This is a genomic window from Mycobacterium nebraskense, from assembly GCF_002102255.1.
In the GTDB taxonomy this organism is placed as follows: Bacteria; Actinomycetota; Actinomycetes; order Mycobacteriales; family Mycobacteriaceae; genus Mycobacterium; species Mycobacterium nebraskense.
Map to the genome: position 1 here is coordinate 1 of NZ_LQPH01000150.1, position 24,310 is coordinate 24,310.

The window sequence follows — 24,310 nt, forward strand, 5'->3', positions numbered from 1 at the left end:
TACCTCGGATAGATTGGCAAAGACACGCCGATACCGCAGATACGGTGGCAATACATCACATCGGATGTCAACGGACATCGGCGCCGCCACCGCCGATCTGTCGCAACGGCTGGGCCGGGCGCCCACCGCAACCGAACTCGCCGCTGAGCTCGAGATGGACCGCGACGAGGTCGTCGAGGGCCTGGTGGCGGGCAGCTCGTACAACACCTTGTCCATCGACAGCGGCGGCGGCGGCGAAGAGGACGAAGCCCGCGCGATCGCCGACACCCTGGGTGACGTGGATACCGGTCTGGACCGGATCGAGGATCAGGAGTCGCTGCGTCCACTGCTCGAGGCGTTGCCCGAGCGAGAACGAACGGTATTGGTGCTCAGGTTCTTCGAGTCGATGACGCAGACACAGATTGCCGAGCGGGTTGGCATCTCGCAGATGCACGTGTCCCGGCTGCTGGCGAAGTCGCTAACGCGGCTGCGCGACCAATTGCAGTAGGGACAGGGGCTTTCCGCCTTCCCACCGCAACGGTTCCAACAGCGGTTCGGCCATGGGCGTCGTCACCGGGAGGGTGCCGTCGGGGTCGCAGATGCGCAGCAACCGCGACACCGCCGGGCTCGACGCCATCGCCCAAGACGCCTGGGCGGCCGAGCAGACGACGTTGATGCGGTGCAGTGCCGAAAAGCCAGCCGTACCAATGAATTTCAGGCCGCGCAGGTCCAGGATCACGCGCGGCGACCGACCGACGACGTGTCGGACGTAAGCAGCGAGCTGATCGGCGTTGGCGGCGTCGAGTTCACCGTCAACCGTGATCAGGGTCCCCGACGGGTCGCAGCGCGCGGTGAATTGCGCCGCGCCGCTGTGCTGCCAAGATCGGGCCACAGACATTACTGACTCCATCCGTAAAGCAGGATGTGCTGCGGAAGACGTCGGGCGTGGATTTGAGCTGGAACGCAGGGAGTTCACCTTCTCCACGCCAATTGACGTGATCCGGACGGCTGTGAACTCAACCTGACCCGACCATACCTGTGGTGCAGCAGGCCTACAACGATTCCTGGACTAATTCTCAGGAACGCGGGATCACTTGATCTCGGCGAGTACCGTGCCCTGGGTGATGGCGATGCCGGCCTCGACGGCGAGTCCGGTGATAACGCCGTCCTTGTGCGCGGTGACCGGGTTCTCCATCTTCATCGCCTCGAGGACCACGACCAGCTCGCCGACGACGACCTGCTGACCCTCCTCGACCGCGACCTTGACCACGGTGCCCTGCATGGGCGCGGTCACCGCGTCACCGGAAGCCGCGGCGCCCCCGTGGGACCCGCGCTTGCGCGGCTTGGGCTTCTTGCGGATGACACCGGCCGAGTCGGCGGCGCCATTCGACAGCGCCAGATCGCCGGGCAGCGACACCTCGAGCCGGCGGCCGTTGACCTCCACGACCATCTTCTGCCGCGGCCGGGCGTCGTCCTCGTCGACGGGTTCGCCACCGGTGAAGGGCTCGATGGTGTTGTTCCACTCGGTTTCGATCCAGCGGGTGTGCACCGAGAAGCCCTCGTCGTCGCCGATGAACGCGGGGTCGGACACCACGGCGCGGTGGAACGGGATGACCGTGGCCAGGCCCTCGACTTCGAACTCGGCCAGCGCGCGCCGGGCGCGCGCCAGCGCCTCGGCGCGGTTGGCCCCGTGCACGATCAGCTTGGCCAGCATCGAGTCGAACTGGCCGCCGATCACCGAGCCGGTCTCAACCCCGGAGTCCAACCGCACGCCCGGGCCCGCGGGCGGGTGAAACTTCGTCACCGGGCCGGGAGCGGGCAGGAAGCCGCGTCCGGCGTCCTCGCCGTTGATCCGGAACTCGATGGCATGCCCATTGGGTATGGGGTCCTCGGTCAGGTCCAGCTTCTCGCCGTTGGCGATCTTGAACTGCTGCCGCACCAGGTCGATGTCGGCGGTCTCCTCGGTGACGGGGTGCTCGACCTGGAGGCGGGTGTTGACCTCCAGGAAGGAGATCAGCCCATCCTGGCCGACCAGGTATTCGACGGTCCCGGCGCCGTAGTAGTGCGCCTCCTTGCAGATCCGCTTGGCCGACTCGTGGATCTCTTTGCGCTGCGCGTCGGTCAAAAACGGCGCCGGCGCCTCCTCGACCAGCTTCTGGAAACGGCGTTGCAGCGAGCAGTCGCGGGTCCCGGCGACCACGACGTTGCCGTGCTGGTCGGCGATCACCTGCGCCTCGACGTGGCGCGGCTTGTCCAGGTAGCGCTCGACGAAGCACTCGCCGCGGCCGAAGGCGGCGACGGCCTCACGGGTGGCCGATTCGAACAGCTCGGGGATCTCTTCGATGGTGCGCGCGACCTTCATGCCGCGGCCGCCGCCGCCGAAGGCCGCCTTGATGGCGATCGGCACGCCGTACTCCTTGGCGAAGGCCACCACCTCGTCGGCGTCCTTGACGGGGTCGGGGGTACCGGGCACCAGGGGAGCCTGGGCGCGGGCGGCGATGTGGCGGGCCGTGACCTTGTCACCGAGGTCGCGGATCGACTGGGGGCTGGGGCCGATCCAGATCAGCCCGGCGTCGATGACCGCCTGCGCGAAATCGGCATTCTCCGAGAGGAAGCCGTAGCCGGGGTGGATGGCGTTGGCGCCCGACTTGGCCGCCGCGTCGAGGAGCTTGCCGAAGTCCAGGTAGGACTCCGCCGAGGTCTGGCCGCCCAGGGCGAACGCCTCGTCGGCGAGGCGCACGTGCGGCGCGTCGGCGTCGGGCTCGGCGTACACCGCCACGCTGGGCAGGCCCGCATCGCGGGCCGCGCGGATCACCCGAACAGCGATCTCGCCGCGGTTGGCGACAAGCACTTTGGAGATCCTCGAGCTGGCGTGACTAGCCACTGCGCCTCCTGTTTGGCATATCTCTGCGGACGTGGTTTCCGCCGTGGGCTTCTTAAGAGAGTTTCTTACAACTCCGGGGAAGTCTAAGCGCCGCGCCGTCAGGCCGATGAGGCGGTGCCGGAATTTTGAGCCGACTCGCGCAGCCGCCGCTTGATGCGGGCGAGCATCGCCGACATGCCGCGCAACCGCAGCGGGCTGATCAGCGCGGCCAAACCCAGGTCGGTGTAGAAATCCTCGGGCACCGCCAGAATGTCGGCCGCGGGCTGCTGATCGAGGCCGGCGGCCAGGATGGAGGCGAACCCCCGCGTGGTCGGCGCCTCGGCGGGTGCGCTGAAGTGCAACCGCACCCGGTTGAGGTCGCTGGCGTCGACGTGGAGGAAGAGCGGGGTCTGGCACTCGGGCACCGGCTCCATGGCCTGCTCCTCCAACTCGGGAGGCAGGGCAGGGAGTTCATTGGCGAATTCCAGCAGCAGTGTCAGCTTGTCCTGGCCCTGTACTTCGGCGAAGTCGGACACCACCTCAGCCAGCGCGGCGGGCAGGGTCATCGGACCGGAACGGCTCCCGGTTCTTCACCGGCGACGATCGGTGTGCGCACGGTGTTGCCCCACTCCGTCCACGATCCGTCGTAGTTGCGCACGCCGGGCTTGCCCAGCAGGTACGTGAGCACGAACCAGGTGTGGCTGGACCGCTCGCCGATGCGGCAGTACACGACGGTCTTGTCGTCGGGGTCGATGAAGTCGTAGAGCTCCTCGAGCTCCTCGCGGCTGCGGAATCGCCCGCTATCGTCGACGGCCTTAGCCCACGGGATGGACCGGGCGGTGGGGATGTGGCCGCCGCGCAGCACGCCTTCCTCGGGGTACTCGGGCATGTGGGTGCGCTTGCCGGTGTACTCGTCCGGCGAGCGCACGTCGATCAGCGGCTCGGAGCCCAGGATGGCCAGCACGTCGTCCTTGAACGCCCGGATGGGTTCGTCGTTGCGGTCGACGACGGGGTAGCCGGTGGAGGTCTTGGTCGGCACGTCCAGGGTGGTCTCCCGGCGCTCGGCCAACCACAGGTCGCGTCCGCCGTTGAGCAGGCGCACGTCGGGGTGGCCGAACAACGTGAAGACCCACAGCGCGTACGCGGCCCACCAGTTGCTCTTGTCGCCGTAGATCACCACGGTGTCGTCGCGCGAGATGCCCTTGCGGTCCATCAATTCGGCGAACTGCTCGCCGTTGATGTAGTCGCGGACCGTCGGGTCGTTGAGGTCGGTGTGCCAGTCGACCTTGACCGCGCCGGGGATATGGCCGACGTCGTAGAGCAAGACGTCCTCGTCGGACTCGACGATCACCAGGCCGGGGACGCCCTGGTGGGCGGAGACCCAGTCGGCGGTGACCAGCCGTTCAGGGTGGGCGTAGGCCGTCAGGGTCGGGCTTGGATCGGGGGGTAATGCCACGCAACCGAGCCTACCGTCACGGCCGGACGCCGGATCCCCGCAGTTGGCATGCCACGACACTTAAACGTCGGCGACGACACGCCGGGGCGGACCGCCGTGGCTTAAGTTTCGCGGATCAGCCGGCGGCGTTGCCGGCGCTTGCCGCCCACACCGAACTGACGGACAGCCCGACCCGGCTCAACAGGGACCGCAGCAGCGGCAGGCTCACGCCGATCACGTTCGACGGGTCGCCGTCGATCCCGTCGACGAACCAGCCGCCCAGCCCGTCGAAGGTGAACCCGCCGGCCACGTGCAGCGGCTCGCCGCTGGCGACGTAAGCCCGCAGGTCCGTGTCCGCGGGAACGGCGAAATGCACTGTGGTGCAAGCAGATTCCACCTCACGACGGATGACGGTGCCATCCTGAAGCCGCAGCAGGCAGTGCCCGGTGTGCAGCCGGCCCGACCGGCCACCCATGCGGCGCCACTGGGCCACCGCGGCGTCGGCCGACCCGGGCTTGCCGCACAGCTCGCCGTCGAGGTAAAGCATCGAATCACAGCCGAGGACAACGCAATCGGCGGCGACGGCGCCGTTCAGCTCGCCCGCCACGCATTCGGCCTTGGCCGCGGCCAGCGCACACACGACCTCGTCCGGGGTGGCCTCGGGCCCCAGCTCGGCGACGATGGCGTCCTCGTCCACGCCGGAAACCGCGACCAGCGGATCGACGCCGGCCTGGCGCAGCACCTTCAGCCGGCCCGACGATGCCGACCCGAGAACCAGGCGGGTCAATGCTTCATGTGCATCATTTGCTGCATGGTGAGCCGCTGGTAGTTGGACATCGCGAAACGCAGCCGGTCCACCGGCAGGCCCCAGCGGGTGGGCTCGGGCTCGCGGGGCTCGGGGGCGCTGCCGGCGACGGCGCCGAGCGCGGCGACCAGCGCGGCCAGCTCCTCGTCGGTGGGGTGGCCCTTGAGGATCTGGATGTGCGGCTCGTGCGGCTCGTGCGGATGCGGCACGGCTTCGGTTGGCTCAGAACCGTTTTCGTTGCTCACAGCCGGATTGTTCGCCTCACTCCCGTCGCTCACTGCGTTCGCTCCGCTCGTTCGGCTCACAGCGGGATGTTCCCGTGCTTCTTGGGGGGCAGGTGCGCGATCTTTCGCTCCAGCAGCCGCAGCGCGGTGCCGATGTAGCCGCGGGTGTGCGACGGCGGGATCACCGCGTCCACGTAGCCTCGCTCGGCGGCGACGTACGGGTTGACCAACGTGTCCTCGTACTCCTGCTGCAACTGCAGGCGCAGCTCGTCGACGTCCTTGCCCTCCTTGGCCGCCTCGGCCAGCTGCTTGCGGTAGACGAAGCCGACGGCCCCGGAGGCGCCCATCACCGCGATCTGGGCCGTCGGCCAGGCGATGTTGACGTCGCAACCCATGTCCTTGGAGCCCATGACGCAGTACGCGCCGCCGTAGGCCTTGCGGGTGATGACGGTGATCTTCGGAACGGTGGCCTCGCCGTAGGCGAACAGCAGCTTGGCGCCGCGCCGGATGATGCCGTTGTATTCCTGGCCGGTGCCCGGCAGGAAGCCCGGGACGTCCACCAGCATGATGATCGGGATGTTGAAGCAGTCGCAGGTCCGCACGAACCGCGCCGCCTTCTCCGAGGCGTTGATGTCCAGGCAGCCGGCGAACTGCGTGGGCTGGTTCGCCACGATCCCGACCGGCCGGCCCTCGATGCGGCCGAATCCGACGACGATGTTGGTGGCATAACCGCTCTGGATCTCCAGGAACTCGTCGTCGTCGAGGATGCGGGTGATCACCTCGTGCATGTCGTACGGCTGGTTGGCCGAGTCCGGGATCAGCGTGTCCAGCTCGAGGTCCTCCTCGGTGAGGTTGTCCTCAATAGCGCCCTCGGGGACGGGCTCGGCGTAGCGCGGCGGGTCGGTGGCGTTGTTGGGCGGCAGGTAGCTCAGCAGGTCGCGCACCCAGTCGAAGGCGTCCTGCTCGCCCGAGGCGACATAGTGCAGGGTGCCCGACTTGGCCATGTGGGTGTGGGCGCCGCCGAGTTCCTCCATCGTGACGTCCTCGCCCGTGACGGTCTTGATGACGTCCGGCCCGGTGATGAACATCTGGCTGGTCTGGTCGACCATCACCACGAAGTCGGTCAACGCGGGGGAGTAGACGTGCCCACCGGCGGCGGCGCCCATGATCAGCGAGATCTGCGGGATCACGCCGGAGGCCAGGATGTTGTTGCGGAAGATCTTGCTGTACAGGCCGAGCGAGACGACGCCCTCCTGGATGCGCGCGCCGGCGCCGTCGTTGATGCCGATCAGCGGGCGGCCGGTCTTGATCGCCAGTTCCTGGACCTTGACGATCTTCTCGCCGTACACCTCGCCGAGGCTGCCGCCGAACACCGTGGCGTCCTGGCTGAAGATGCACACGTCGCGGCCGTCGATGGTGCCGTAACCGGTGACCACGCCGTCGCCGAGCGGGCGGTTGTTCTCCAGGCCGAAGTTGGAGCTGCGGTGCCGCGCCAACGCGTCGAGTTCGACGAACGAGTCCTCGTCCAGCAGGGCATAGATGCGCTCGCGGGCGGTCAGCTTGCCCTTGGCGTGCACCTTGTCGACGGCCTCTTCGCCCACCGGGTGCAGCGACTCTTCCCGGCGCTTGTGCAGCTCGGCCAGCTTGCCTGCCGTGGTGTGGATGTCGATGGTGTGCTCGGCGGCCGGCTCCGCGGTGTGGTCGGTAACGCTTGTCATGGGATCCGATGGTATCGGCCGCCGCCCCGGCGGAGTTTTAGGCTGGGCAGTGATGGACACCGATGAGCTCAGGGCACCGCTGGACCAGGCCACGCTGCGCGCCGAAGTGATCGGCACCGGACTCGGTTGGCGCCGGCTCGAGGTCGTCGAACAGACCGGTTCCACGAACGCCGACCTGCTCGCGCAAGCGGCGTCGGGGACCGACGTCGCCGGCTCCGTGCTGATCGCCGAGCACCAGACCGCGGGGCGCGGGCGGCACGGCCGTGGCTGGTCGGCCACCCCGCGGGCCCAGATCACGATGTCGGTCGCCGTGAGCATCGTCGACGTGCCCACCGCCGGATGGGGCTGGCTGCCGCTGGCCACCGGGGTGGCGGTGGTCGACACGGTGGCCCCCCTGCTCGAGGGGGTGCAGGTGGGACTCAAGTGGCCCAACGACGTGCTTGCGGGTGCCCCCGGTTCACCGGCCAAGCTGGCGGGCATCCTGGCCGAGGTGTCACGGCCGGTGGTGGTAATTGGCCTGGGGCTCAACGTAACCGAGGTGCCGGAGGACGTCGACGGCGCCGGGGCCACCTCGCTGCTCGACCTGGGCGTGTCGGCGCCCGACCGCACGCGGCTGGTGTGCGGGCTGTTGAGAGAGCTCGGACGGCGGATCGTGGCCTGGCGCGCCGCGCGCGGGGCCGACTGGGCGCTGGCGGCCGACTACCGGGCGCGCAGCCTGACCATCGGCACCCGGGTGCGGGCTCACCTGCCCGGCGGCAAGGAGGTCGTCGGACAGGCGAGCGCCGTCGACGACCAGGGCAGGCTGTGCATCGAAAGCGGAGGACAGACCGTCGTCGTCTCGGCCGGGGACGTGGTGCATTTGCGGTAGCTATCGGCGCACCGAGAGCTAAGGTCGCCAGGGTGAGCTATCCGGATAATGTCCTGGCCGCCGGCGAGCAGGTTATCGTCCACCGCCACCCGCACTGGAAGCGTTTGATCTGGCCCGTCGTGGCCCTCCTGCTGGCGACGGCGCTGGCGTCGTTCGGCTCCGGATACCTCAATTCGACGCATTGGGGCCAGCTGGCCAAGAACATCATCTACGGCGTCATCTGGGGCATCTGGCTGGTGATCGTCGGCTGGCTGACGCTGTGGCCGTTCTTGACCTGGCTGACCACCCATTTCGTCGTGACGAACCGGCGGGTGATGTTTCGGCACGGGGTGCTGACCCGCACCGGCATCGATATCCCGTTGGCGCGGATCAACAGCGTGGAATTCCGCGACCGGATCACCGAGCGGATGTTTCGCACCGGGACGCTGATCATCGAATCGGCATCACAAGATCCGTTGGAGTTCTACGACATTCCGCGGCTGCGCGAGGTGCACGCGCTGCTGTATCACGAAGTTTTCGACACCCTGGGTTCGGAGGAATCGCCCAGCTGACCCGACCGGCCGGCCCGGTTACGCCAGGCGCGCAGCAGCGTGACATTGCCGCCCTCGATCTCGTCCTCGAGCATCTCGGCGATGCCGCCGGCGGTGAGGGCGGACTCCAGCGCCTTGTCGGGGTTGCGCGCGAACTCGTCGGGGAACACCCAGCGCCGGAACGCCCAGAAGCGGAACGCCATCTGCAGCAGGTTGCCGATGATGTAGGCGGAGATGAAGTCGGCGATGTTCTCCACGGTCAGCGACACCATCGGCTCACGCAGCTGCAGGATGTAGCTGGAGAACCACAGCGGTGCCATGGAGAGCAGCACCCCCACGCCGCTGAACGCGAAGAACAGCAGCGCTTCGTGGTGACGTTCGCGGCCGCCACGGTCGCGGAAGCTCCATTCGCGGTTCAACACGTAGGACGCGATCACCGCGACGATGCCGGCGATGACCTTCGCGGTGACCGGCTTGGAGTCCAGAATTGTCAGCTTCAGCGTGTAGAAAATCGCCGAGTCGATCACGAACGTGGTTCCGCCGACGATGGCGAATTTGATCAGTTCGTGGTGGCGCAGCAAATAGGGCTGAATAAACCCGGGTAGACGCTCGATTGCGGCTTCGGCGAAGGGCACAAGTCGTCAGTGTACGGACGGACACAAAATAGACGCAAAATCGTACATAACAATTCGGCGTCACCGCCGGTCAACACGCCGCCCGGGCCGTGACACCATGATGGCCGTGCCGAGTACACGCCCGCCCGGGGCCGCCCCGTTAGTCGCCATGGTCGGCGGCGGCCAACTAGCCCGGATGACCCACCAGGCCGCGATCGCCCTCGGGCAGACGCTGCGGGTGCTGGCCACCGCCCCCGACGAGCCGGCCGCGCAGGTCACCCCCGACGTGGTGATCGGTTCGCACACCGACCTGGAAGACCTCCGCCGGGTCGCGGCCGGAGCCCACGTGCTGACGTTCGACCACGAACACGTGCCGACCGAGCTGTTGGACAAGCTGGTCGCCGAAGGCGTCAACGTCGCGCCGCCGCCGCAGGCGCTGGTGCACGCCCAGGACAAGCTGGTCATGCGCCGGCGGCTGGAGGCGCTGGGCGCCCCGGTGCCCCGCTATGCGGAAATCCGGAGCGTCGACGAACTCGATGCCTTCGCGCAACGCATAGCCGGGCCCGTGGTCGTCAAAGCGGTCCGCGGCGGTTACGACGGGCGCGGGGTGCGAATGGCGCGCGACCCGTTGCACGCCCGTGAGATCGCCGCCACCTTCCTGGCCGACGATGTGCCGGTGATGGCCGAGGAACAGGTGAATCTGCGCCGCGAACTGTCGGCGCTGGTGGCGCGCTCACCGTTCGGCCAGGGCGCGGCCTGGCCGGTCGTCGAGACGGTGCAGCGAGACGGGATCTGCGTGCAGGTGATCGCGCCCGCGCCCGGGCTGCCCGGCGAGCTGGCCGCCGCGGCCCAGCAGCTGGCGTTGCGGTTGGCCGCCGAGCTGGGCGTCGTCGGGGTGTTCGCGGTCGAGCTGTTCGAGACCACCGACGGCGCGCTGCTCGTCAACGAGCTCGCGATGCGCCCGCACAACTCCGGGCACTGGACCATGGACGGCGCGCGCACCAGCCAGTTCGAACAGCACGTGCGCGCGGTGCTGGACTATCCGCTCGGCGACACCGACGCCACGGTGCCGGTGACGGTGATGGCCAACGTGCTGGGCGCCCCGCAGACGGGGCCGGCGATGCCCGCTATCACGATGGACGAGCGGTTGCACCACCTGTTCGCGCGGATGCCCGACGCCCGGGTCCACCTCTACGGCAAGGAGGAACGACCCGGTCGCAAGATCGGCCACGTCAATTTCCTCGGGACCGATATGGCGGAGGTGGACGCGCTGCGGGAGCGCGCAGAGCTGGCGGCACACTGGTTGGCACACGGGCAGTGGACGGACGGATGGGATCCACATGAGTAGTTCTCACGCGCCGGCGACGATGAACAGGGCAGTGCGATCGGAAAACGCGAGGAGGAGCGGCGCACATGACTGAGGCTCGGGTCGGGGTGATCATGGGCAGCGACAGCGACTGGTCGGTGATGGCCGACGCCGCGGCCGCGCTGGCCGAGTTCGACATACCGACCGAGGTTCGGGTGGTCTCGGCGCATCGCACGCCCCAGGTGATGTTCGACTACGCGCGCGGCGCGGCCGACCGCGGCATCGAGGTGATCATCGCCGGTGCCGGCGGCGCCGCCCACTTGCCCGGGATGGTCGCGTCCGCGACGCCGCTGCCGGTGATCGGGGTCCCGGTGCCGCTGGCGCGGCTGGACGGCCTCGACTCGTTGCTGTCGATCGTGCAGATGCCGGCGGGTGTCCCGGTGGCCACGGTCTCGATCGGGGGCGCCCGGAACGCGGGCCTGCTCGCCGTGCGCATTCTCGGGTCGTCCGACCCGGCGCTGCGGGCCCGAATCGTCGAGTTCCAAGGCCAGCTGGCTGAGAGCGTGCGGGCCAAGGATGAGGCGCTTCAGGAGCGCCAGGGTAAAGTTACCGGCTAGTAGCCTGGCGACGAGACGGGCCGCGCCCGCGGCGGAGCCGGGCAGGTCGGCACAGCGTAATAGGAGTCCGAGATGGCTGGATGGGCCGGAAACCCCACCTTTGATTTGTTCCAATTGCCCGAGGAACACAACGAATTGCGGGCAGCGATCCGCGCGCTGGCGGAGAAGGAGATCGCCCCGCACGCCGCCGACGTGGACGAGAATTCGCGCTTCCCGGACGAGGCGCTCGAAGCGCTCAATGCCTCCGGATTCAACGCGGTGCACGTGCCCGAGGAGTACGGCGGCCAGGGCGCCGATTCCGTGGCGGCGTGCATCGTGATCGAGGAAGTCGCCCGCGTCGACGCTTCGGCGTCGCTGATCCCCGCGGTGAACAAGCTGGGCACCATGGGGCTGATTCTGCGGGGCTCCGACGAATTGAAGAAGCAGGTGTTGCCCTCGATCGCCGACGGCACCGCGATGGCGTCCTACGCGCTGAGCGAGCGGGAAGCCGGCAGCGACGCGGCCTCGATGCGGACCCGGGCCAAGGCCGACGGGGACGACTGGATTCTCAACGGCGCCAAGTGCTGGATCACCAACGGCGGCAAGTCGAGCTGGTACACCGTCATGGCGGTAACCGACCCGGACAAGGGCGCCAACGGCATCTCCTCGTTCATGGTGCACAAGGACGACGAGGGGTTCACCGTCGGCCCCAAGGAGCGCAAGCTCGGCATCAAGGGCTCACCGACCACCGAGCTGTACTTCGAGAACTGCCGCATCCCGGGCGACCGGATCATCGGTGAGCCGGGCACCGGCTTCAAGACCGCGCTGGCGACGCTGGACCACACCCGGCCCACCATCGGTGCCCAGGCGGTCGGCATCGCCCAGGGCGCGCTCGATGCCGCGATCGCATACACCAAGGACCGCAAGCAGTTCGGCCGCCCGGTCAGCGACAACCAGGGCGTGCAGTTCATGCTCGCCGACATGGCCATGAAGGTGGAGTCCGCCCGGCTGATGGTGTACCACGCGGCGGCCCGCGCGGAGCGCGGCGAATCCAACCTGGGCTTCATCTCCGCGGCGTCCAAGTGCTTGGCCTCCGACGTCGCGATGGAGGTGACCACCGACGCGGTGCAGCTCTTCGGCGGTGCCGGCTACACCGTCGATTTCCCCGTCGAGCGGATGATGCGCGACGCCAAGATCACCCAGATCTACGAGGGCACGAATCAGATTCAGCGCGTGGTCATGTCGCGGGCGTTGCTGCGCTGACCTATAGGATCTCGGACGGTTAACCATTCGGGGTGGTGAGACCGTACCTAAAACGTAGAGTCGTGCTGATGGGTCTTACCCGCGGCCAGGGGGTCTGAAGTGAACAGCGTGGCTTCCTTTGCGCATCCTCGGATAACCGGGAATTGATGCCCGTGCGTGCTCCAGTGACCCCGGAGGCGAATTGGCAGTCATTGTCGTTGCTGTTGGTCGAGGACGACCGCGCCGATGCGGTGCTCGTGGAAGACCTGATCGCCGACGGGGTCGCCGATATCCGGGTGGTGTGGGCGCAGTCGATGGCCCACGCCGAGCGGGAGCTGGCCTCCGCCCGGCCCGACTGCGTGCTGTTGGACCTGCACCTGCCCGACGCCAACGGCATGGACGCGCTGGACCGCATCGCCAAGCGCGATGCCACCGTTCCGATCGTCGTGCTGACCGGGCTGAACGACGAGTACTTCGGGGCCTCCGCGGTCGCGGCGGGCGCTCAGGACTACCTGGTCAAGGGTCGTGTCGAGCCCGAGATGCTGCGGCGCGCGCTGCTCTACGCGATCGAGCGCAAGCGCGCCGAGCTGATCGCCGCCGACCTGCACGCGAGCCAGCTGCGGGCCCGCGAGAACGCGCTGCTGGAGCGCGGCCTGCTGCCCTCCCCGCTGCTGCTGGACAACCCGGGCGTCGACATCGTCGCCCGGTACCGGCCGAGCCGCGAGGACGCGTTGCTGTGCGGGGATTTTTACGACGTGGTCCAGACGCCCGACCGGGTCGTCCACGTCCTGATCGGCGACGTCGCGGGGCACGGGCCGCACGAGGCCGCCCTGGGCGCTGCGCTGCGGATCGCCTTTCGCGCCCTCACCTTCGCCGGTGTGCACGGGGTGGAACTGATGCGGCAGCTCGAGCGGGTGCTGCGCTCCGAGCGAACGGGCACAGGCGTTTTCGCGACCGTGCTCAGTCTTCAACTCCCGGCCGACAGCACGCGCATCACCGCCGTCCGCGCCGGCCATCCCGGGATGCTGCTGCAGCGCGACGGCGCCGTGGAATGGGTGGAGCCGCCGGGCGGCCCCGCGCTGGGCCTGAGCGCCGACGACGACTGGCCGCGGTATGAGATGGATCTGCCGGCGGGTCACGGCCTGCTGCTGCTGACGGACGGGCTGTTCGAGGGATATTCGGGACACGGCACCCGGCGCCTCGGCGAGGACGGACTGCTCGCGCTGGCCCGCTCGCACGCGAACCGGCCGGGCCCGGAGTTCGTCGATGCGCTCATCGACGGGGCGCAGGAACTCGCCCAGTCGCGCGGCGGGCTCACCGACGACATCGCCGTGCTGCGGGTCGAAAGGACCGCCACGTGACCCCGAGGTTGCGCCGCCTGCGTCTGTCGCAGCTGACCGTGCGTGGATGGCAGGCCCTCGTCCTGGTCAGCATGGGCGTGATGGTGCTCGCCGGTGCGGTGGTCGGCTTCCTGTTGCTGAACCGCACGGACCAGATGACGCACGAGCTTGTCGACAACATTCAGCCGGCGCGCGTGGGGGCCTTCCAGCTGCAGGCCGCGTTGCGCGACCAGGAGACGGGCATCCGGGGCTACCTGATCGCCGGGGACCGGCAATTCCTCACGCCGTACTACGACGGGCAACACGCCGAACAGGCGGCGGCGGAAGAAATCCGGCGCCGCCTGAGCCGGCGCCCGGATCTGTTAGGCGACCTGGCCGCTATCGAGGGCGCCGCGGCCGAGTGGCGGGAAAACTACGCCGAGCCGGTCATCGCCACTGTGATGCCCAACGGCAAGAACGTCGCGAGCAAACCGTCGGCGGAGCGCGGCAAAGCCGAATTCGACCATTTGCGAACGCTTTTCGATAGGCAGAACGCGAACCTGTCCGCGGCGCGGGCGACGGCCGCGGACGAACTCAAACACACCGATGCGTGGCGCGACAGGGCACTCGGCGCAATGGTGTTGTTGTTCTTCGTCACGGCCGGGCTGCTGGGCTTCCTCGTCCGGGACACGGTCGCCCGTCCGCTCGCCGCCTTGGCCGCGGCATCCCGGCGGATCACCAAGGGCAACTTCGAGGAAAGCATCGCGCCGCCGAAGCGGCCCAAAGACGTTCGCGACATGGCGATCGACGTCGAGAACATGCGCAAGCGGATGGTCGACGAGCTCGAGACATCGCGTTCGGCCCAGGCGCAGCTGGACGAGCAGGCGGCCGAATTGCGGCGGTCCAACGCCGAACTCGAGCAGTTCGCCTACGTCGCGTCGCACGACCTGCAGGAGCCGCTGCGCAAGGTCGCCTCGTTCTGTCAGCTGCTGGAGCGGCGATACGGCGACAAACTGGACGAGCGCGGGATCGAATACATCGGTTTCGCGGTCGACGGAGCCAAGCGGATGCAGGCGCTGATCAACGACCTGCTCACCTTCTCGCGCGTCGGCCGGCTGGGCACGACGGAGACGGACGTGAACCTCGACACCACGCTGGACTCCGGCCTGGCCAACCTGGCCGCCGCGATCGAAGAGTCGGAAGCCGAGATCGTGCGCCCCGACGGTCTTCCGCGGATCAAGGGCGATCCGATGCTGCTGACGATGCTGTGGCAGAACCTCATCGGCAATGCGGTGAAGTTCCGGCACAAAGATCGCAGGCCCAGCGTCGTCATCGAGTGCGCACCGGGCACCGGCAACCACGACGGCGAATGGGTGATCACCCTGTCGGACAACGGTATCGGGATCCCGGCCGAGTTCGCCGACAAGGTCTTTGTCATCTTCCAGCGCCTGCACGGTCGCGACGTGTACGCCGGGACCGGTGTCGGCCTGGCGCTGGTCAAGAAGATCGTCGAGCACCATGGCGGCACCATCCGGATCGACACGTCCCGCACCGAGGGAACGCGGTTCGAGTTCACGCTGCCCATGGCCGAGCCCGAGCCCGGGCCCCACAACGACGCGGACGCGCCACGCGCGGCCGCATTGGAAGGAGCGCACGAATGACATCGGCCGGTAGAGCCATCGACATCCTGCTCGTCGAAGACGATCCGGGAGACGAGCTCATCACGCGAGAAGCGTTCGAGCACAACAAACTCAAGAACCGGCTGCACGTCGCGCACGACGGAGAGGAAGGCCTCGACTACCTCTACCAGCGCGGTCAATTCAAGGACGCGCCGAGGCCCGACCTCATCCTGCTGGACCTGAACCTGCCGAAATACGACGGCCGCCAGCTGCTGGAGAAGGTCAAGTCCGACCCGGACCTGGCCCGCATCCCGGTCGTCGTGCTCACCACCTCCTCGGCGGAGGAGGACATCCTGCGCAGCTACAAGCTGCACGCCAACGCCTATGTCACCAAGCCGGTCGACCTGGATCAGTTCATGAAGGCGGTCCGGCAGATCGACGAGTTCTTCGTCCAGGTGGTGCGTCTCCCCAGCCTGTGACGGCGGCCGGTTATGGCGCCGGCTGCGGCGCGGTGAGGAACACGTCGTTGTGCTGCCCCGGCGCGGGCGGGGGGTCGGTGACCACCGCGTCGAAGCTCGAGTAGCGCGCCGGCATGCGTACCACCGTGATGGCCCCCATCTCCGGGTCGCCGCTGCCCACCCGCAGGGCGAGCTCGTTCTCCGCGAACAGCGGGGTGTCCACCACCTGTTTCCAGGTGTAAGCCAGGCAGGCCATCAGGCCGCCTTCTTGAAGCAGCTCAACCCATTCGGCCGCGGTCTTGGCGGCCAGCGCCGACTCGAGTTCCTCGGTCAATTCGGGGTAATTCATCGCGCGTGATCGCTGGTCGATGAACCGCTCGTCTTCCAGCAGGTCCGGGCGGCCGATGATCTGGCACAGCTTCGCCCAGTGCTTGGGCACGTAGGCACTGATCACCAGGTAGCCGTCGGCGGCCTTGAACGCGTCCGACGGTTGGGTGGCGAAGCCGACTCCCTTGCGCTTCTTGGCTTTTGGAGCGGCGTCGGGCTTGGGCGTCTCGCTCGGCTTGTTGAGGTGGATCGTGAGCTGGCTGGCCTGCAAGTTGACCGCGACGTCGTACATGGCGACCCGCACCACGTCGGCCACCCCGTGGCGCTCCCGGTTGAGCAGTGCGGCCAGCACCGCCTGGGCCAGAACGTGACCGCTGGCGGCGTCGACGAGCTGGAAGGGGATGATCTGCGGTTTGCCGGTCGGTGTCGGCATGCCGGTGGTCATGCCCGACTCGGCCGCGACCATCAGATCGACGCCCGGCCTGCTGCCGTGCGGGCCGTTGCCGCCGTAGGCCGACAGCCGCGCGTAGATCAGCCTGGGGTTGCGGGCGCGCAGGTCGTCGGGGCCCAGCCCCATGCGTTCCATCACGCCGGGGCGAAACCCCTCCAGCACGACGTCGGCGGTGTCGACCAACCGCAGGATCTGCTGCTTGGCCTCGTCGTCCGTGAGGTCCACCGCCACGGACTTCTTGCCCCGGTTGTGGGGCAGAAACAGCGTGGGCAGCGGCGGGCGCCCGGGCAGGACCGCGATGATCTGCCGGGCCGCCTCACCGAGGGGCGCCTCGACCTTGATCACCTCGGCGCCCAGGTCGGCCAGCACCTGGCCGGCCAGCGGCCCGGCGATGTTCTGGGTGAAATCGAGTACCCGGAAACCGTCGAGCGGCTTGGCGGGCGCGCTGTTTGCCATGGGTGGCCTTCCGTCAACGGGCAGTGTGCATCGCCTTATGCAAGACCCCGGTGCAGTAGTAGTTCTGGGCGAACGGCGCACCGGGGTCGGTGCGCTGCAAAGGTAACCCGTTGTCGGCCAACAACTGATTCAGGGGTGTGCGAACCGTGCGCCAGCCGTGCCGCTCCAGATAGGTCGCCGCGTCGTTGCGCGCGCCCGGGAAGCCCAGGTCGCCGAGCGCGATGTCCAGGCCGTTGTCCCGCCACTTCTGGCTGGCGGCGTTCAGGGCCTCCCCGTTGTCGCCGGAGTTGATGAAGACCTCGGCCACCAGCCGGCTGCCGTCGGCGCTGAGCGCCGTGATGTCGTCGAGCAGCCGGTCCTGCGCCTCGGGCGGCAGGAAGCCGAGCAGGCCCTCGGCGGCCCAGGCGGCGGGCCGCCCGGTGTCGAACCCGGCCTCGCGCAGCGCCGACGGCCAATCGTGGCGCAGGTCGATCGGGACGGCCCGGACCTCGGCGGTGGGCTCGGCGCCGAGGTCGGCGATGGTGGTGGTCTTGAATTCGATGACTTGCGGCTGGTCGATCTCGAACACCGTGGTCCCCGCGGCCCAGGGCAGCCGGTACGCGCGCGCGTCCAGGCCGGAGGCCAGGATGACCACCTGGCGGATGGCTGGGTCTTGTTGGGCGCCCGCCTCGGCGAAGAACGCATCGATGTAGCGCGTGCGGGCGGCCAGCATGTCGGTCATGCGCTGCATGCCCCACGGGGCGCCGGGCTCGTCGACGTCGACGGAGTCGAGTTCGCCGTTGGCCCACCGGGTGAAGAAGTCGACGCCGACGGCGCGTACCAGCGGCTCGGCGAACCGGTCGTCGATCAGCGCGTCGCGGGTGGCCCGGGCCCGTCCGGCCGCCACCATGGTGGCGGTGGCCCCCACACTGGTGGCCAGGTCCCAGCTGTCGTTGTCGGTGCGCGTCATCGGCAATGCCCTTTCCGTCTAGTCGTTAGCCAGAATAACGATGGTGACCAAAGCCCCTCCCGCTAGTGGCGTTGCGCCCTTATCCGGGGCCGGGGCGGGCGGCAGCATCGACGTGTGCAGACGGTGGGACTTCTCGGGCGCGCGAATTTGGAAGCCCGGTCGCTGCTTCTGTATGCCCGGGCCGGGGGATTGCGGTGGGCACCCCCCGGACGGATCTTTCCGGTGCTGCGCGCCCTCGACCGCTACGGGATCTTGGGGGCGGCGACGGCGATCGCCGCCGGGCGAGACCGCGACGGGGTTGCGCTAATCGACGAGCGCGGCCCCCTCACGTTCGGTGAGCTGGACGAGCGGACCAACGCGTTGGGCAACGAGTGGCGGCGGCGTGGGCTCGGCCCGGGCAACGGCGTGGCGATCCTGGTGGGCAACCACCGGGGCTTTCTGGAAGCCGTGTACGCAGCCGCCAAGTGCGGCGCTGGTGTCTTGCTGCTCAACACCGGTTTCGGCGCCGCGCAGCTGGACGGGATGCTGACCCGGGAACGCGTCGACCTGCTGGTGTACGACGAGGAGTTCAGCGCCGTCGTCGCGGACGTCCAGCCGAGGCTGGGCCGGATCCGGGCCTGGACCCCATCGCCCGCTCCCGACACCCTGGACGCGCTGATCGAGCTTGGCGATCCCAGTCCGCCGCCCGCATCCGGTGGGCGGCCCAAGATCGTCATCTCGACCAGCGGGACGACGGGAACGCCGAAGGGCGCCGCGCGTTCCGAGCCCTACTCGCTGATACCGGTCGGCGGGCTGCTCGGCAAGGTGCCGTTCCGCGGCCGGGAAGTCACCGAATGCTGTGTGCCGCTGTTTCATTCGATGGGTTTCAGCCACGCGATGTATGCGATGGTGCTGGGCTCGACCCTGGTGCTGCGCCGCCGCTTCGACGCCCGGCAGACGCTGGCCAGCGTGGCCGCACACCGGGCCAGCGCCATGATCGTCGTGCCGATCATGTTGCGGCGCATCCTCGATCTGGGGCCGGCGGCCCTGGCCGAGCATGACCTGTCGTCGCTGCGCATCGTGTTCATCGGCGGTTCCCAGCTCGGGGCCGCACTGGCCACCCGGGCGCTCGAAGCCCTGGGCCCCGTGGTCTACAACATGTACGGGTCCACCGAGGTCGCCTACGCCACCATCGCCACGCCCGCCGACCTGACCGTCGCGCCCGGATGCGTGGGCGCGGTGGTGCCCGGCTCGGTCGTCAAGGTTTTCACCGACGACGGCCGCGAGGTTCCCCCCGGGACGCCGGGGCGGATTTTCGTCGGTAACGTGCTGGCCTTCGAGGGATACACCGGTGGCGGCACCAAAGAGTCGATCCACGGGCTGATGTCTACCGGCGACGTCGGTCATTTCGACACGGACGGAAGGCTTTTCATCGACGGGCGCGACGACGAGATGATCGTCTCCGGCGGGGAGAACGTGTACCCCGGCGAGGTCGAAGAGGCTCTCGCGCACCATCGCGACATCCTCGAAGCCGCGGTCGTCGGCGTCGACGACGAGGAGTTCGGGCAGCGGTTGCGCGCCTACGTCGTCCTCCGGCCGGGCGCGGCGCTGACCGAGCGCGATGTCCAGGATTACGTCCGAAACCGATTGGCGCGCTTCAAGATTCCTCGCGATGTCTGCTTTGTCGACGAACTGCCCCGCAACGCGGGAGGCAAGGTACTCAAGCGGGTGCTGAAAGACCAGACGGCCCACTCCTGATTGGGTCGGCGCCGCGCCGGCGATCGCAACTCAGTCCAGTCGGTAGCGGATCAGCCGGGAGCTGTTGGCCACCACCGCGACTGACGACGCGTTGTGCAGGATCGCGGCCAGCACGGGGGACAGCGCCCCGCCCGCGCCGATGATCAGCCCGGCGGCATTGACCGCGATGGACATGCTGTAGTTCTCCCGGATGACGTCGACCGCCCGGGCGCCCAGGTCGCGCACGTCCAGCAGGCGATGCAAGTCGTCGTTGGCCAGCGCCACGTCGGCGGTCTCGACCGCGACGTCGGTTCCGGCCAGGCCCATGGCGATCCCGATGTCGGCGGCGGCCAGCGCGGGGGCGTCGTTGATGCCGTCGCCGACCATGCCGACCACGTAGCCGTCGTTCTGCAGTCCGCGCACCACCTCGAGCTTGTCCTCCGGCATCACCTCGGCGCGCCACTCGTCGATGCCCAGCTCCTCGGCGACGACCTGGGCGATGTCCGGGTGGTCGCCGGTGAGCATGACGATCCGGCGAATCCCGTTGTCCCGCAACTCCTTCAGCACCTCGACCGCTTCGGGCCGTACCTCGTCGCGCAGGCTGATCAACCCCACCAGCTTGCCGTCGACCGCGAGCAGCAGCGGGGTCTCGGCCTGCCGCCGCAGCCGGTCCACCCACTCCGACGCCTTCTTCGACACCCGTACCTTTTCGGCGCGCAGCAGCCCGGGGCTGCCGAGCAGCAGGGTGCGGCCGTCGGCCCAGGTGCGCATGCCCAGGCCCACCAGCACCTCGCACTCCTCGTGCGGTGGGATGGTGATGTGGCGCTCCTCGGTCGAGCGGATCACCGCCTCGGCCAAGGGATGGCGGGAGTGGATCTCCGAGCTCGCCGCGTACGCCAGCACCTGCTCGGGCTCCCAATCCTTATGCAGGGCAATGATATTGGTGACCACCGGGCGGCCGACGGTCAGCGTCCCGGTCTTGTCGAACAAGATCGCGTCCACCCGGCCGGCCTGTTCGAGGTGGGAGCCGCCCTTGATCAGGATGCCGCGGCGCGCACCGTTGCCGATCGCGCCGCTGATCGCGGTCGGGGTGGACAGGCCCACCGCGCAGGGGCACGCGACCAACAGCATGGTCATCGCGCGGCGCACGTCGCCCGTGACCGCGAGGGTGACGGCCGACACGATGAACGAGGTGGGAACGAAACGGCGGGAGAAGTTTTCGCCGATCGTCTGGATGGGCGCCCGGTCGTGCTGCGCCTCCTCGACCCGGGTGATGATGCGCCCGATCGCGGTCTGGTTGCCGACGGCCTGGGCGCGCACCACCAGGCGTCCGCGCACCACGACCGACCCGGCGTGCACGTGCGCGCCGACCAGGACGCTGACGGGCAGGTTCTCGCCGGTGATCGCGGATTGGTTCACGATCGCCTCGCCGTCGACCACCTCGCCGTCCACCGGTATCGCGACGCGGTCGTGAATGACCACCTCGTCGCCGATCTGCACGCTGTCGATGGGGATCTGAACTTCGGTGCCAGGGCCAGAGGCCCCAGAAGTGCCCGGCAGCCGGATCCACGCCGTGTCCTGGCTGCCGCGCAGCAGTTCCGAGATGGCGCGCCGGGTCCGGCGCAGGGTGAGGTCTTGCAGGTACTCGCCGATGTTGAGCAGCCACAGCACGGTGAGCGCCACCACGTTCTCGCGCAGCACCAGGCTGGCCACCGTGGCCGCCGACACCAGGGCGTCGGTGCCGGCCCGGCCGGAACGCAGGGAGCGCAGCGCGCCGCGCAGGAACGGGTAGCCGGTGAAGATGGTGACCCCGGTGGCCAGGATCCGGCCGTTCGGGCCGAGCAGCGTCGGCCGGGCGAACACGTAACGGCGCACGCCGAGCAGGGCCAGCGCCGCACCGCCGATGACCATCCGCAACACGTCGGTGTTGCGGATCTCCGACGAATGCGGCTCGCGTGCCGGGATCAGCTCGGCGGCGACATGTGCGGCTGAGCTGATCGCCGCCAGCACCGCGGAGCGGTCGCAGCGGCGGCGTGAATACCAGACGACGACGGAACCGGTGCGCGGGTAGGCGTGCACCACGCGCACGCCGTCCTGCTTGGCGACGGCCTCCTCGACCGCCACGGCGCGCCGGGAGTTGCAGCGGAGCCAGTCGACGGCAACCCGCATGCGCCCGGCGGCATCCGAAACAACCTGCAGTGCAGGCTCTTCCGAGCGGACTGGGTCCAGGGCGGTGGCGAGCGCCATCTGCGCGGGGATCAGTGGTCGTGCTGGTGGACGTCGCCGACGGACGGCGTGGGGGCTTCCTCGCCGATGCGTTCTCGGGCTTCGGCCATGACGTCGGCGATCTTCAGCCGCGCCGACTCGGCGGCCTCCTCGGCCTTGCGCGTCCCGCGCAGCCCCAGCTCAGCCGCCGACACCGCGGTCTCGTGCAGCGGCGCCTTGGCCACGGCCTTGCGCAACACCTCGTAGGCCGTCGCGCCGACGAGGCCGGTGACCACCGTCGATGCCGCTTTCGTCAAGAGCGCGTACCCCGCCATTGCCCGGACCTCCCTGTCGTCGCAGCGTCTGCTGATACTCGCTCGACGTTAACATTGAAATATTGCCATATCAATATGTATTGGACTGGCCTACAGCACCCGGGTGACCTTTTCAGTCTCGATCCTGCGCGTCAGTGCCGACTGGTCGGGATTGGCCACCTGCACCAGCGACGCGCCGACGGCCAGGATCGCCAGCAGGCCGTCCACCAGTTCCCCGGGCCCGGACCACGTGGCGGTGGACAGGACCCGGTCCGCGGCCGTCAATTCCCTTGCGGCGGCCGAGCTTTGGCAATCGGCCAGGACCTCGTCGACCGATCGTCCGGCCAGCGCCGGACCGGGATGGCGTTCGGCGACGATCTGGTCGCCGTGCACCCGCACGGCCGTGGCGTAGTCAGTGACGCCGATCGGCAGGTCGGGGGCCGGGCGGCCGAACGGATCCAGCGACAGCACCGCCACCTCACCCCCCGATGCCGCCACGGCGGAGTCCGCCTCGTCCAGCCCCTTGGCGGTGCACAGCGCTAAGTCTGTGGCGGCGCCCGCGCCCGGTGCGAGCACCGCTTCGGCGCCGATCCACCACACCCCGAACAACACGGCCGCCGTCTGCCAGTGCGCCGGCAGCAGGATCGCGACCCGGCTGCCCGGCCCGGCGCCCAGCTCGTCGCGTAACAGGTTGCCGGTCTTGGCCGCCCAGTTGGCCAGCGTCGCCGCGGACAACTCGATGCGTTCGCCGGTCGCGTCGTCGTAATAGGTGATGCGCGGGCCCACCGGGTCGGCCCGCAGCATCGGGTCGAGGATGGCGCCGGAGAGCGTGTTCAGTTGATGCACTCGGGCTTGTCGGAGCCCGCGGTCAGGATCGGCGAGGGCGCAGGGACGTTCGGGTCGGCCGCCACCGAACCGACGCTGGACACCCGGGCGGGCATCACCGTCCCGGTGCCGGAAAGTCCCGAGCCGGGGCCGCTGTAGTCGTTGCCCAGCACCACCCGGACCGAGCCCGGCGCGACGGACGAATCGGCGACCACCGGCAAGCCGCCCAGCTCCTTGGACACCTCCTGGGCGCCCAGATCGTCGCTCTTGGCGGCCCGCACCTGGCTGCCCTTGACGTGGCCGCCGTCGTTGTTGCCGACCGTACCGGCGCCAAATCCCTTGGCGGTCAACACCTGTGAGACCGCCGTTGCCAGCCCGTTGATGTCGGTGTCGTTGACCACGCTGGCGGTGGTCTTCGCCGGGGTGTAGGCGATCTCCTCGGTCTTTCCCTGCTCCTGGTCGTGCAGCAGCCCGCTGACCCAGTCGGCGACCTGGTGCGGGTCCACCCGCACCACACTCTGCATTCCGTCGTCGCTCCAGCCGGCCCCGTCCAGCACCGGAATGGTGGCGAACGCGACGTTGCCGCCGGCCAGCTTCTGCATCTGCTGGACGAAATCCATGACGTCCCAACCCGACGAGATCACCACCGAGCGCTGGACTGCCGCCTCCAGCCGTCGCACCGTGGTGGGACTGGACAGCGTCTTGCCGGAGATGACCCGGTGGGCGAGCGAGGCCATCACCACCTGCTGGCGCACCACCCGGTCCAGGTCGCCGCGCGGCAACTCGTGGCGCTGACGGACGAAGCTGAGCGCCTCCGGCCCGTCGAGCCGTTGCGGGCCGGCCGGGAAGTCGGCGCCCGAAAGCGGTTCGAACACCGGCTCTTTGAGGCAGACGTCCACGCCGCCGAGTGCGTCGGTGATCAAGGAGAAGCCGAGCAGCCCGATCTCGGCGTAGTGGTCGACGGTGACGCCGGTGAGGTCGGCGACGGTCTTGATCAGGGCCTCGCGCCCGGCCTCGGTGCCCTGCGCCGCGGCGTCCTCGGCGGAGTCACCGGCCTTGACCAGGTTGGTGCGCTTGGCCTCGCGGGTTTGGCCGTAGACGCCGTTGATCTTCGTCTTGCCCAGCCCGGGGGCCGCGACGTAGGAGTCGCGGGGGATCGAGATGGCGGTCGCCGACTTCCCGTTGTTGGGGATGCGGATCAGGATGATCGTGTCGGTGTTGGTCGCTTCCTCGTCGCCGGCCCGCAGGGAGGCCAGTTCCTCGGCGGACAGCGGGTTGCCGTGGGCGTCGGTGCGGCTGTCGAGGCCGACCAGCAGGATGTCGATCGCGCCGTCGTCGCCGCCCTTGCCGAGCGAGGGTGCGGACATGTGAAAGATGCCGTCCTCGAAGGACCGGACGTTGCTCCACGCCAGCCCGGTGCCGAGGACGACCACGAGCGTGAGCGCAGTGGCAATCACACGAACCACACGTTGCACAGGCATCCCACTAGGT

23 protein-coding genes and 1 pseudogene are annotated in these 24,310 nt (G+C 68.8%); 10 read left to right on the plus strand and 14 right to left on the minus strand.

Annotation, left to right across the window (positions count from 1 at the left end; genetic code table 11):
- Positions 1 to 76 precede the first annotated feature (76 nt).
- Positions 77 to 487, plus strand: a pseudogene (locus AWC17_RS21170) (sigma-70 family RNA polymerase sigma factor); the annotation flags it as partial.
- Here the strand turns inward: AWC17_RS21170 and AWC17_RS21175 are convergent.
- The 7 genes from AWC17_RS21175 to AWC17_RS21205 form a co-directional block, all read right to left on the minus strand.
- Entirely contained in the window at positions 458 to 889 is a 432-nt protein-coding gene (locus tag AWC17_RS21175; protein ID WP_046186302.1) for an STAS domain-containing protein, read from the minus strand. The pseudogene AWC17_RS21170 and the gene AWC17_RS21175 sit on opposite strands and share 30 nt — an antisense overlap.
- A 180-nt stretch (positions 890 to 1,069) precedes the next feature.
- Complete coding sequence (locus AWC17_RS21180; protein ID WP_047321991.1) at positions 1,070 to 2,863, minus strand: acetyl-CoA carboxylase biotin carboxylase subunit; 1,794 nt, start codon at positions 2,861 to 2,863, stop codon at positions 1,070 to 1,072.
- 98 nt (positions 2,864 to 2,961) lie between these two features.
- Positions 2,962 to 3,408, minus strand: coding sequence for a SufE family protein (locus AWC17_RS21185; protein ID WP_046185597.1), 447 nt, complete (start codon positions 3,406 to 3,408; stop codon positions 2,962 to 2,964).
- Positions 3,405 to 4,298 (minus strand): sulfurtransferase, encoded by an 894-nt coding sequence (locus AWC17_RS21190; protein WP_046185598.1) that lies wholly within the window; start codon positions 4,296 to 4,298, stop codon positions 3,405 to 3,407. Before AWC17_RS21190 ends, AWC17_RS21185 begins: the two co-directional genes overlap by 4 nt.
- A gap of 115 nt (positions 4,299 to 4,413) precedes the next feature.
- Positions 4,414 to 5,064 carry a Maf family protein gene (locus AWC17_RS21195; RefSeq protein ID WP_085165067.1) on the minus strand — a complete coding sequence of 217 codons (651 nt, stop codon included), beginning with the start codon at positions 5,062 to 5,064 and terminating at the stop codon, positions 4,414 to 4,416.
- On the minus strand, positions 5,061 to 5,327 hold the full coding sequence (locus AWC17_RS21200; RefSeq protein WP_244193510.1) for an acyl-CoA carboxylase epsilon subunit: 267 nt from the start codon (positions 5,325 to 5,327) through the stop codon (positions 5,061 to 5,063). Before AWC17_RS21200 ends, AWC17_RS21195 begins: the two co-directional genes overlap by 4 nt.
- Positions 5,328 to 5,383: 56 nt before the next feature.
- The gene (locus AWC17_RS21205) at positions 5,384 to 7,024 is read right to left on the minus strand and encodes an acyl-CoA carboxylase subunit beta (protein ID WP_046185601.1); all 1,641 of its coding nucleotides are present in this window, start codon (positions 7,022 to 7,024) and stop codon (positions 5,384 to 5,386) included.
- A gap of 49 nt (positions 7,025 to 7,073) precedes the next feature.
- On the opposite strand from AWC17_RS21205, the gene AWC17_RS21210 reads away from it, so the two are divergent.
- Positions 7,074 to 7,892 carry a biotin--[acetyl-CoA-carboxylase] ligase gene (locus AWC17_RS21210; RefSeq protein ID WP_046185602.1) on the plus strand — a complete coding sequence of 273 codons (819 nt, stop codon included), beginning with the start codon at positions 7,074 to 7,076 and terminating at the stop codon, positions 7,890 to 7,892.
- Positions 7,893 to 7,924: 32 nt separating this feature from the next.
- On the plus strand, positions 7,925 to 8,443 hold the full coding sequence (locus tag AWC17_RS21215) for a PH domain-containing protein (RefSeq protein ID WP_046185603.1): 519 nt from the start codon (positions 7,925 to 7,927) through the stop codon (positions 8,441 to 8,443).
- Here AWC17_RS21215 and AWC17_RS21220 read toward each other — a convergent pair.
- Positions 8,398 to 9,057, minus strand: a complete 660-nt coding sequence (locus AWC17_RS21220) for a GtrA family protein (protein ID WP_046185604.1) — start codon at positions 9,055 to 9,057, stop codon at positions 8,398 to 8,400. The two genes, AWC17_RS21215 and AWC17_RS21220, sit on opposite strands and share 46 nt — an antisense overlap.
- A 97-nt stretch (positions 9,058 to 9,154) precedes the next feature.
- Between AWC17_RS21220 and AWC17_RS21225 the strand changes: the two genes are divergently transcribed.
- From AWC17_RS21225 to AWC17_RS21250, 6 genes are all read left to right on the plus strand, one after another.
- Positions 9,155 to 10,384: a 5-(carboxyamino)imidazole ribonucleotide synthase gene (locus AWC17_RS21225; RefSeq protein WP_046185605.1), complete on the plus strand. Its 1,230-nt coding sequence runs from the start codon at positions 9,155 to 9,157 to the stop codon at positions 10,382 to 10,384.
- 65 nt (positions 10,385 to 10,449) lie between these two features.
- Positions 10,450 to 10,959, plus strand: coding sequence for a 5-(carboxyamino)imidazole ribonucleotide mutase (gene purE / locus AWC17_RS21230; RefSeq protein WP_085165068.1), 510 nt, complete (start codon positions 10,450 to 10,452; stop codon positions 10,957 to 10,959).
- A 72-nt stretch (positions 10,960 to 11,031) separates the two neighbouring features.
- Positions 11,032 to 12,201, plus strand: coding sequence for an acyl-CoA dehydrogenase (locus AWC17_RS21235; protein WP_046186144.1), 1,170 nt, complete (start codon positions 11,032 to 11,034; stop codon positions 12,199 to 12,201).
- 146 nt (positions 12,202 to 12,347) lie between these two features.
- On the plus strand, positions 12,348 to 13,541 hold the full coding sequence (locus tag AWC17_RS21240) for a PP2C family protein-serine/threonine phosphatase (protein ID WP_046186143.1): 1,194 nt from the start codon (positions 12,348 to 12,350) through the stop codon (positions 13,539 to 13,541).
- A gap of 71 nt (positions 13,542 to 13,612) precedes the next feature.
- Positions 13,613 to 15,160: a sensor histidine kinase gene (locus AWC17_RS21245; protein ID WP_082123169.1), complete on the plus strand. Its 1,548-nt coding sequence runs from the start codon at positions 13,613 to 13,615 to the stop codon at positions 15,158 to 15,160.
- Positions 15,157 to 15,597 carry a response regulator gene (locus tag AWC17_RS21250; RefSeq protein WP_046186141.1) on the plus strand — a complete coding sequence of 147 codons (441 nt, stop codon included), beginning with the start codon at positions 15,157 to 15,159 and terminating at the stop codon, positions 15,595 to 15,597. Before AWC17_RS21245 ends, AWC17_RS21250 begins: the two co-directional genes overlap by 4 nt.
- A 10-nt stretch (positions 15,598 to 15,607) precedes the next feature.
- Here the strand turns inward: AWC17_RS21250 and AWC17_RS21255 are convergent, their stop codons facing one another.
- Entirely contained in the window at positions 15,608 to 16,810 is a 1,203-nt protein-coding gene (locus AWC17_RS21255) for a CoA transferase (protein ID WP_046186140.1), read from the minus strand.
- 13 nt (positions 16,811 to 16,823) lie between these two features.
- The gene (locus tag AWC17_RS21260; RefSeq protein WP_047321996.1) at positions 16,824 to 17,759 is read right to left on the minus strand and encodes a class I SAM-dependent methyltransferase; all 936 of its coding nucleotides are present in this window, start codon (positions 17,757 to 17,759) and stop codon (positions 16,824 to 16,826) included.
- 114 nt (positions 17,760 to 17,873) lie between these two features.
- On the opposite strand from AWC17_RS21260, the gene AWC17_RS21265 reads away from it, so the two are divergent.
- Positions 17,874 to 19,496, plus strand: coding sequence for an AMP-binding protein (locus tag AWC17_RS21265; protein WP_052742813.1), 1,623 nt, complete (start codon positions 17,874 to 17,876; stop codon positions 19,494 to 19,496).
- Positions 19,497 to 19,526: 30 nt separating this feature from the next.
- Here AWC17_RS21265 and ctpC read toward each other — a convergent pair whose 3' ends face one another.
- The 4 genes from ctpC to AWC17_RS21285 all read right to left on the minus strand — a co-directional run bounded on the left by ctpC (position 19,527) and on the right by AWC17_RS21285 (position 24,300).
- Positions 19,527 to 21,722 carry a manganese-exporting P-type ATPase CtpC gene (gene ctpC, locus AWC17_RS21270; RefSeq protein ID WP_046185811.1) on the minus strand — a complete coding sequence of 732 codons (2,196 nt, stop codon included), beginning with the start codon at positions 21,720 to 21,722 and terminating at the stop codon, positions 19,527 to 19,529.
- 11 nt (positions 21,723 to 21,733) lie between these two features.
- Positions 21,734 to 22,015, minus strand: coding sequence for a DUF1490 family protein (locus AWC17_RS21275; RefSeq protein WP_046185810.1), 282 nt, complete (start codon positions 22,013 to 22,015; stop codon positions 21,734 to 21,736).
- 90 nt (positions 22,016 to 22,105) lie between these two features.
- Positions 22,106 to 22,840: a TIGR03089 family protein gene (locus AWC17_RS21280; protein ID WP_197083478.1), complete on the minus strand. Its 735-nt coding sequence runs from the start codon at positions 22,838 to 22,840 to the stop codon at positions 22,106 to 22,108.
- Positions 22,828 to 24,300 (minus strand): LCP family protein, encoded by a 1,473-nt coding sequence (locus AWC17_RS21285; RefSeq protein WP_046185809.1) that lies wholly within the window; start codon positions 24,298 to 24,300, stop codon positions 22,828 to 22,830. The genes AWC17_RS21280 and AWC17_RS21285 overlap by 13 nt, the downstream gene beginning before the upstream one ends.
- Between the last annotated feature and the right edge of the window lie 10 nt (positions 24,301 to 24,310).

Coding starts and splice junctions, on each gene's coding strand:
- AWC17_RS21275 (WP_046185810.1), bottom strand. CDS start 22,015: ATGGCGGGGTACGCGCTCTTGACGAAAGCGGCATCGACGGTGGTCACC.
- purE (WP_085165068.1), top strand. CDS start 10,450: ATGACTGAGGCTCGGGTCGGGGTGATCATGGGCAGCGACAGCGACTGG.
- AWC17_RS21185 (WP_046185597.1), bottom strand. CDS start 3,408: ATGACCCTGCCCGCCGCGCTGGCTGAGGTGGTGTCCGACTTCGCCGAA.
- AWC17_RS21245 (WP_082123169.1), top strand. CDS start 13,613: ATGGGCGTGATGGTGCTCGCCGGTGCGGTGGTCGGCTTCCTGTTGCTG.
- AWC17_RS21250 (WP_046186141.1), top strand. CDS start 15,157: ATGACATCGGCCGGTAGAGCCATCGACATCCTGCTCGTCGAAGACGAT.
- AWC17_RS21285 (WP_046185809.1), bottom strand. CDS start 24,300: ATGCCTGTGCAACGTGTGGTTCGTGTGATTGCCACTGCGCTCACGCTC.
- AWC17_RS21255 (WP_046186140.1), bottom strand. CDS start 16,810: ATGGCAAACAGCGCGCCCGCCAAGCCGCTCGACGGTTTCCGGGTACTC.
- ctpC (WP_046185811.1), bottom strand. CDS start 21,722: ATGGCGCTCGCCACCGCCCTGGACCCAGTCCGCTCGGAAGAGCCTGCA.
- AWC17_RS21235 (WP_046186144.1), top strand. CDS start 11,032: ATGGCTGGATGGGCCGGAAACCCCACCTTTGATTTGTTCCAATTGCCC.
- AWC17_RS21240 (WP_046186143.1), top strand. CDS start 12,348: ATGCCCGTGCGTGCTCCAGTGACCCCGGAGGCGAATTGGCAGTCATTG.
- AWC17_RS21205 (WP_046185601.1), bottom strand. CDS start 7,024: ATGACAAGCGTTACCGACCACACCGCGGAGCCGGCCGCCGAGCACACC.
- AWC17_RS21225 (WP_046185605.1), top strand. CDS start 9,155: ATGATGGCCGTGCCGAGTACACGCCCGCCCGGGGCCGCCCCGTTAGTC.
- AWC17_RS21175 (WP_046186302.1), bottom strand. CDS start 889: ATGGAGTCAGTAATGTCTGTGGCCCGATCTTGGCAGCACAGCGGCGCG.
- AWC17_RS21260 (WP_047321996.1), bottom strand. CDS start 17,759: ATGACGCGCACCGACAACGACAGCTGGGACCTGGCCACCAGTGTGGGG.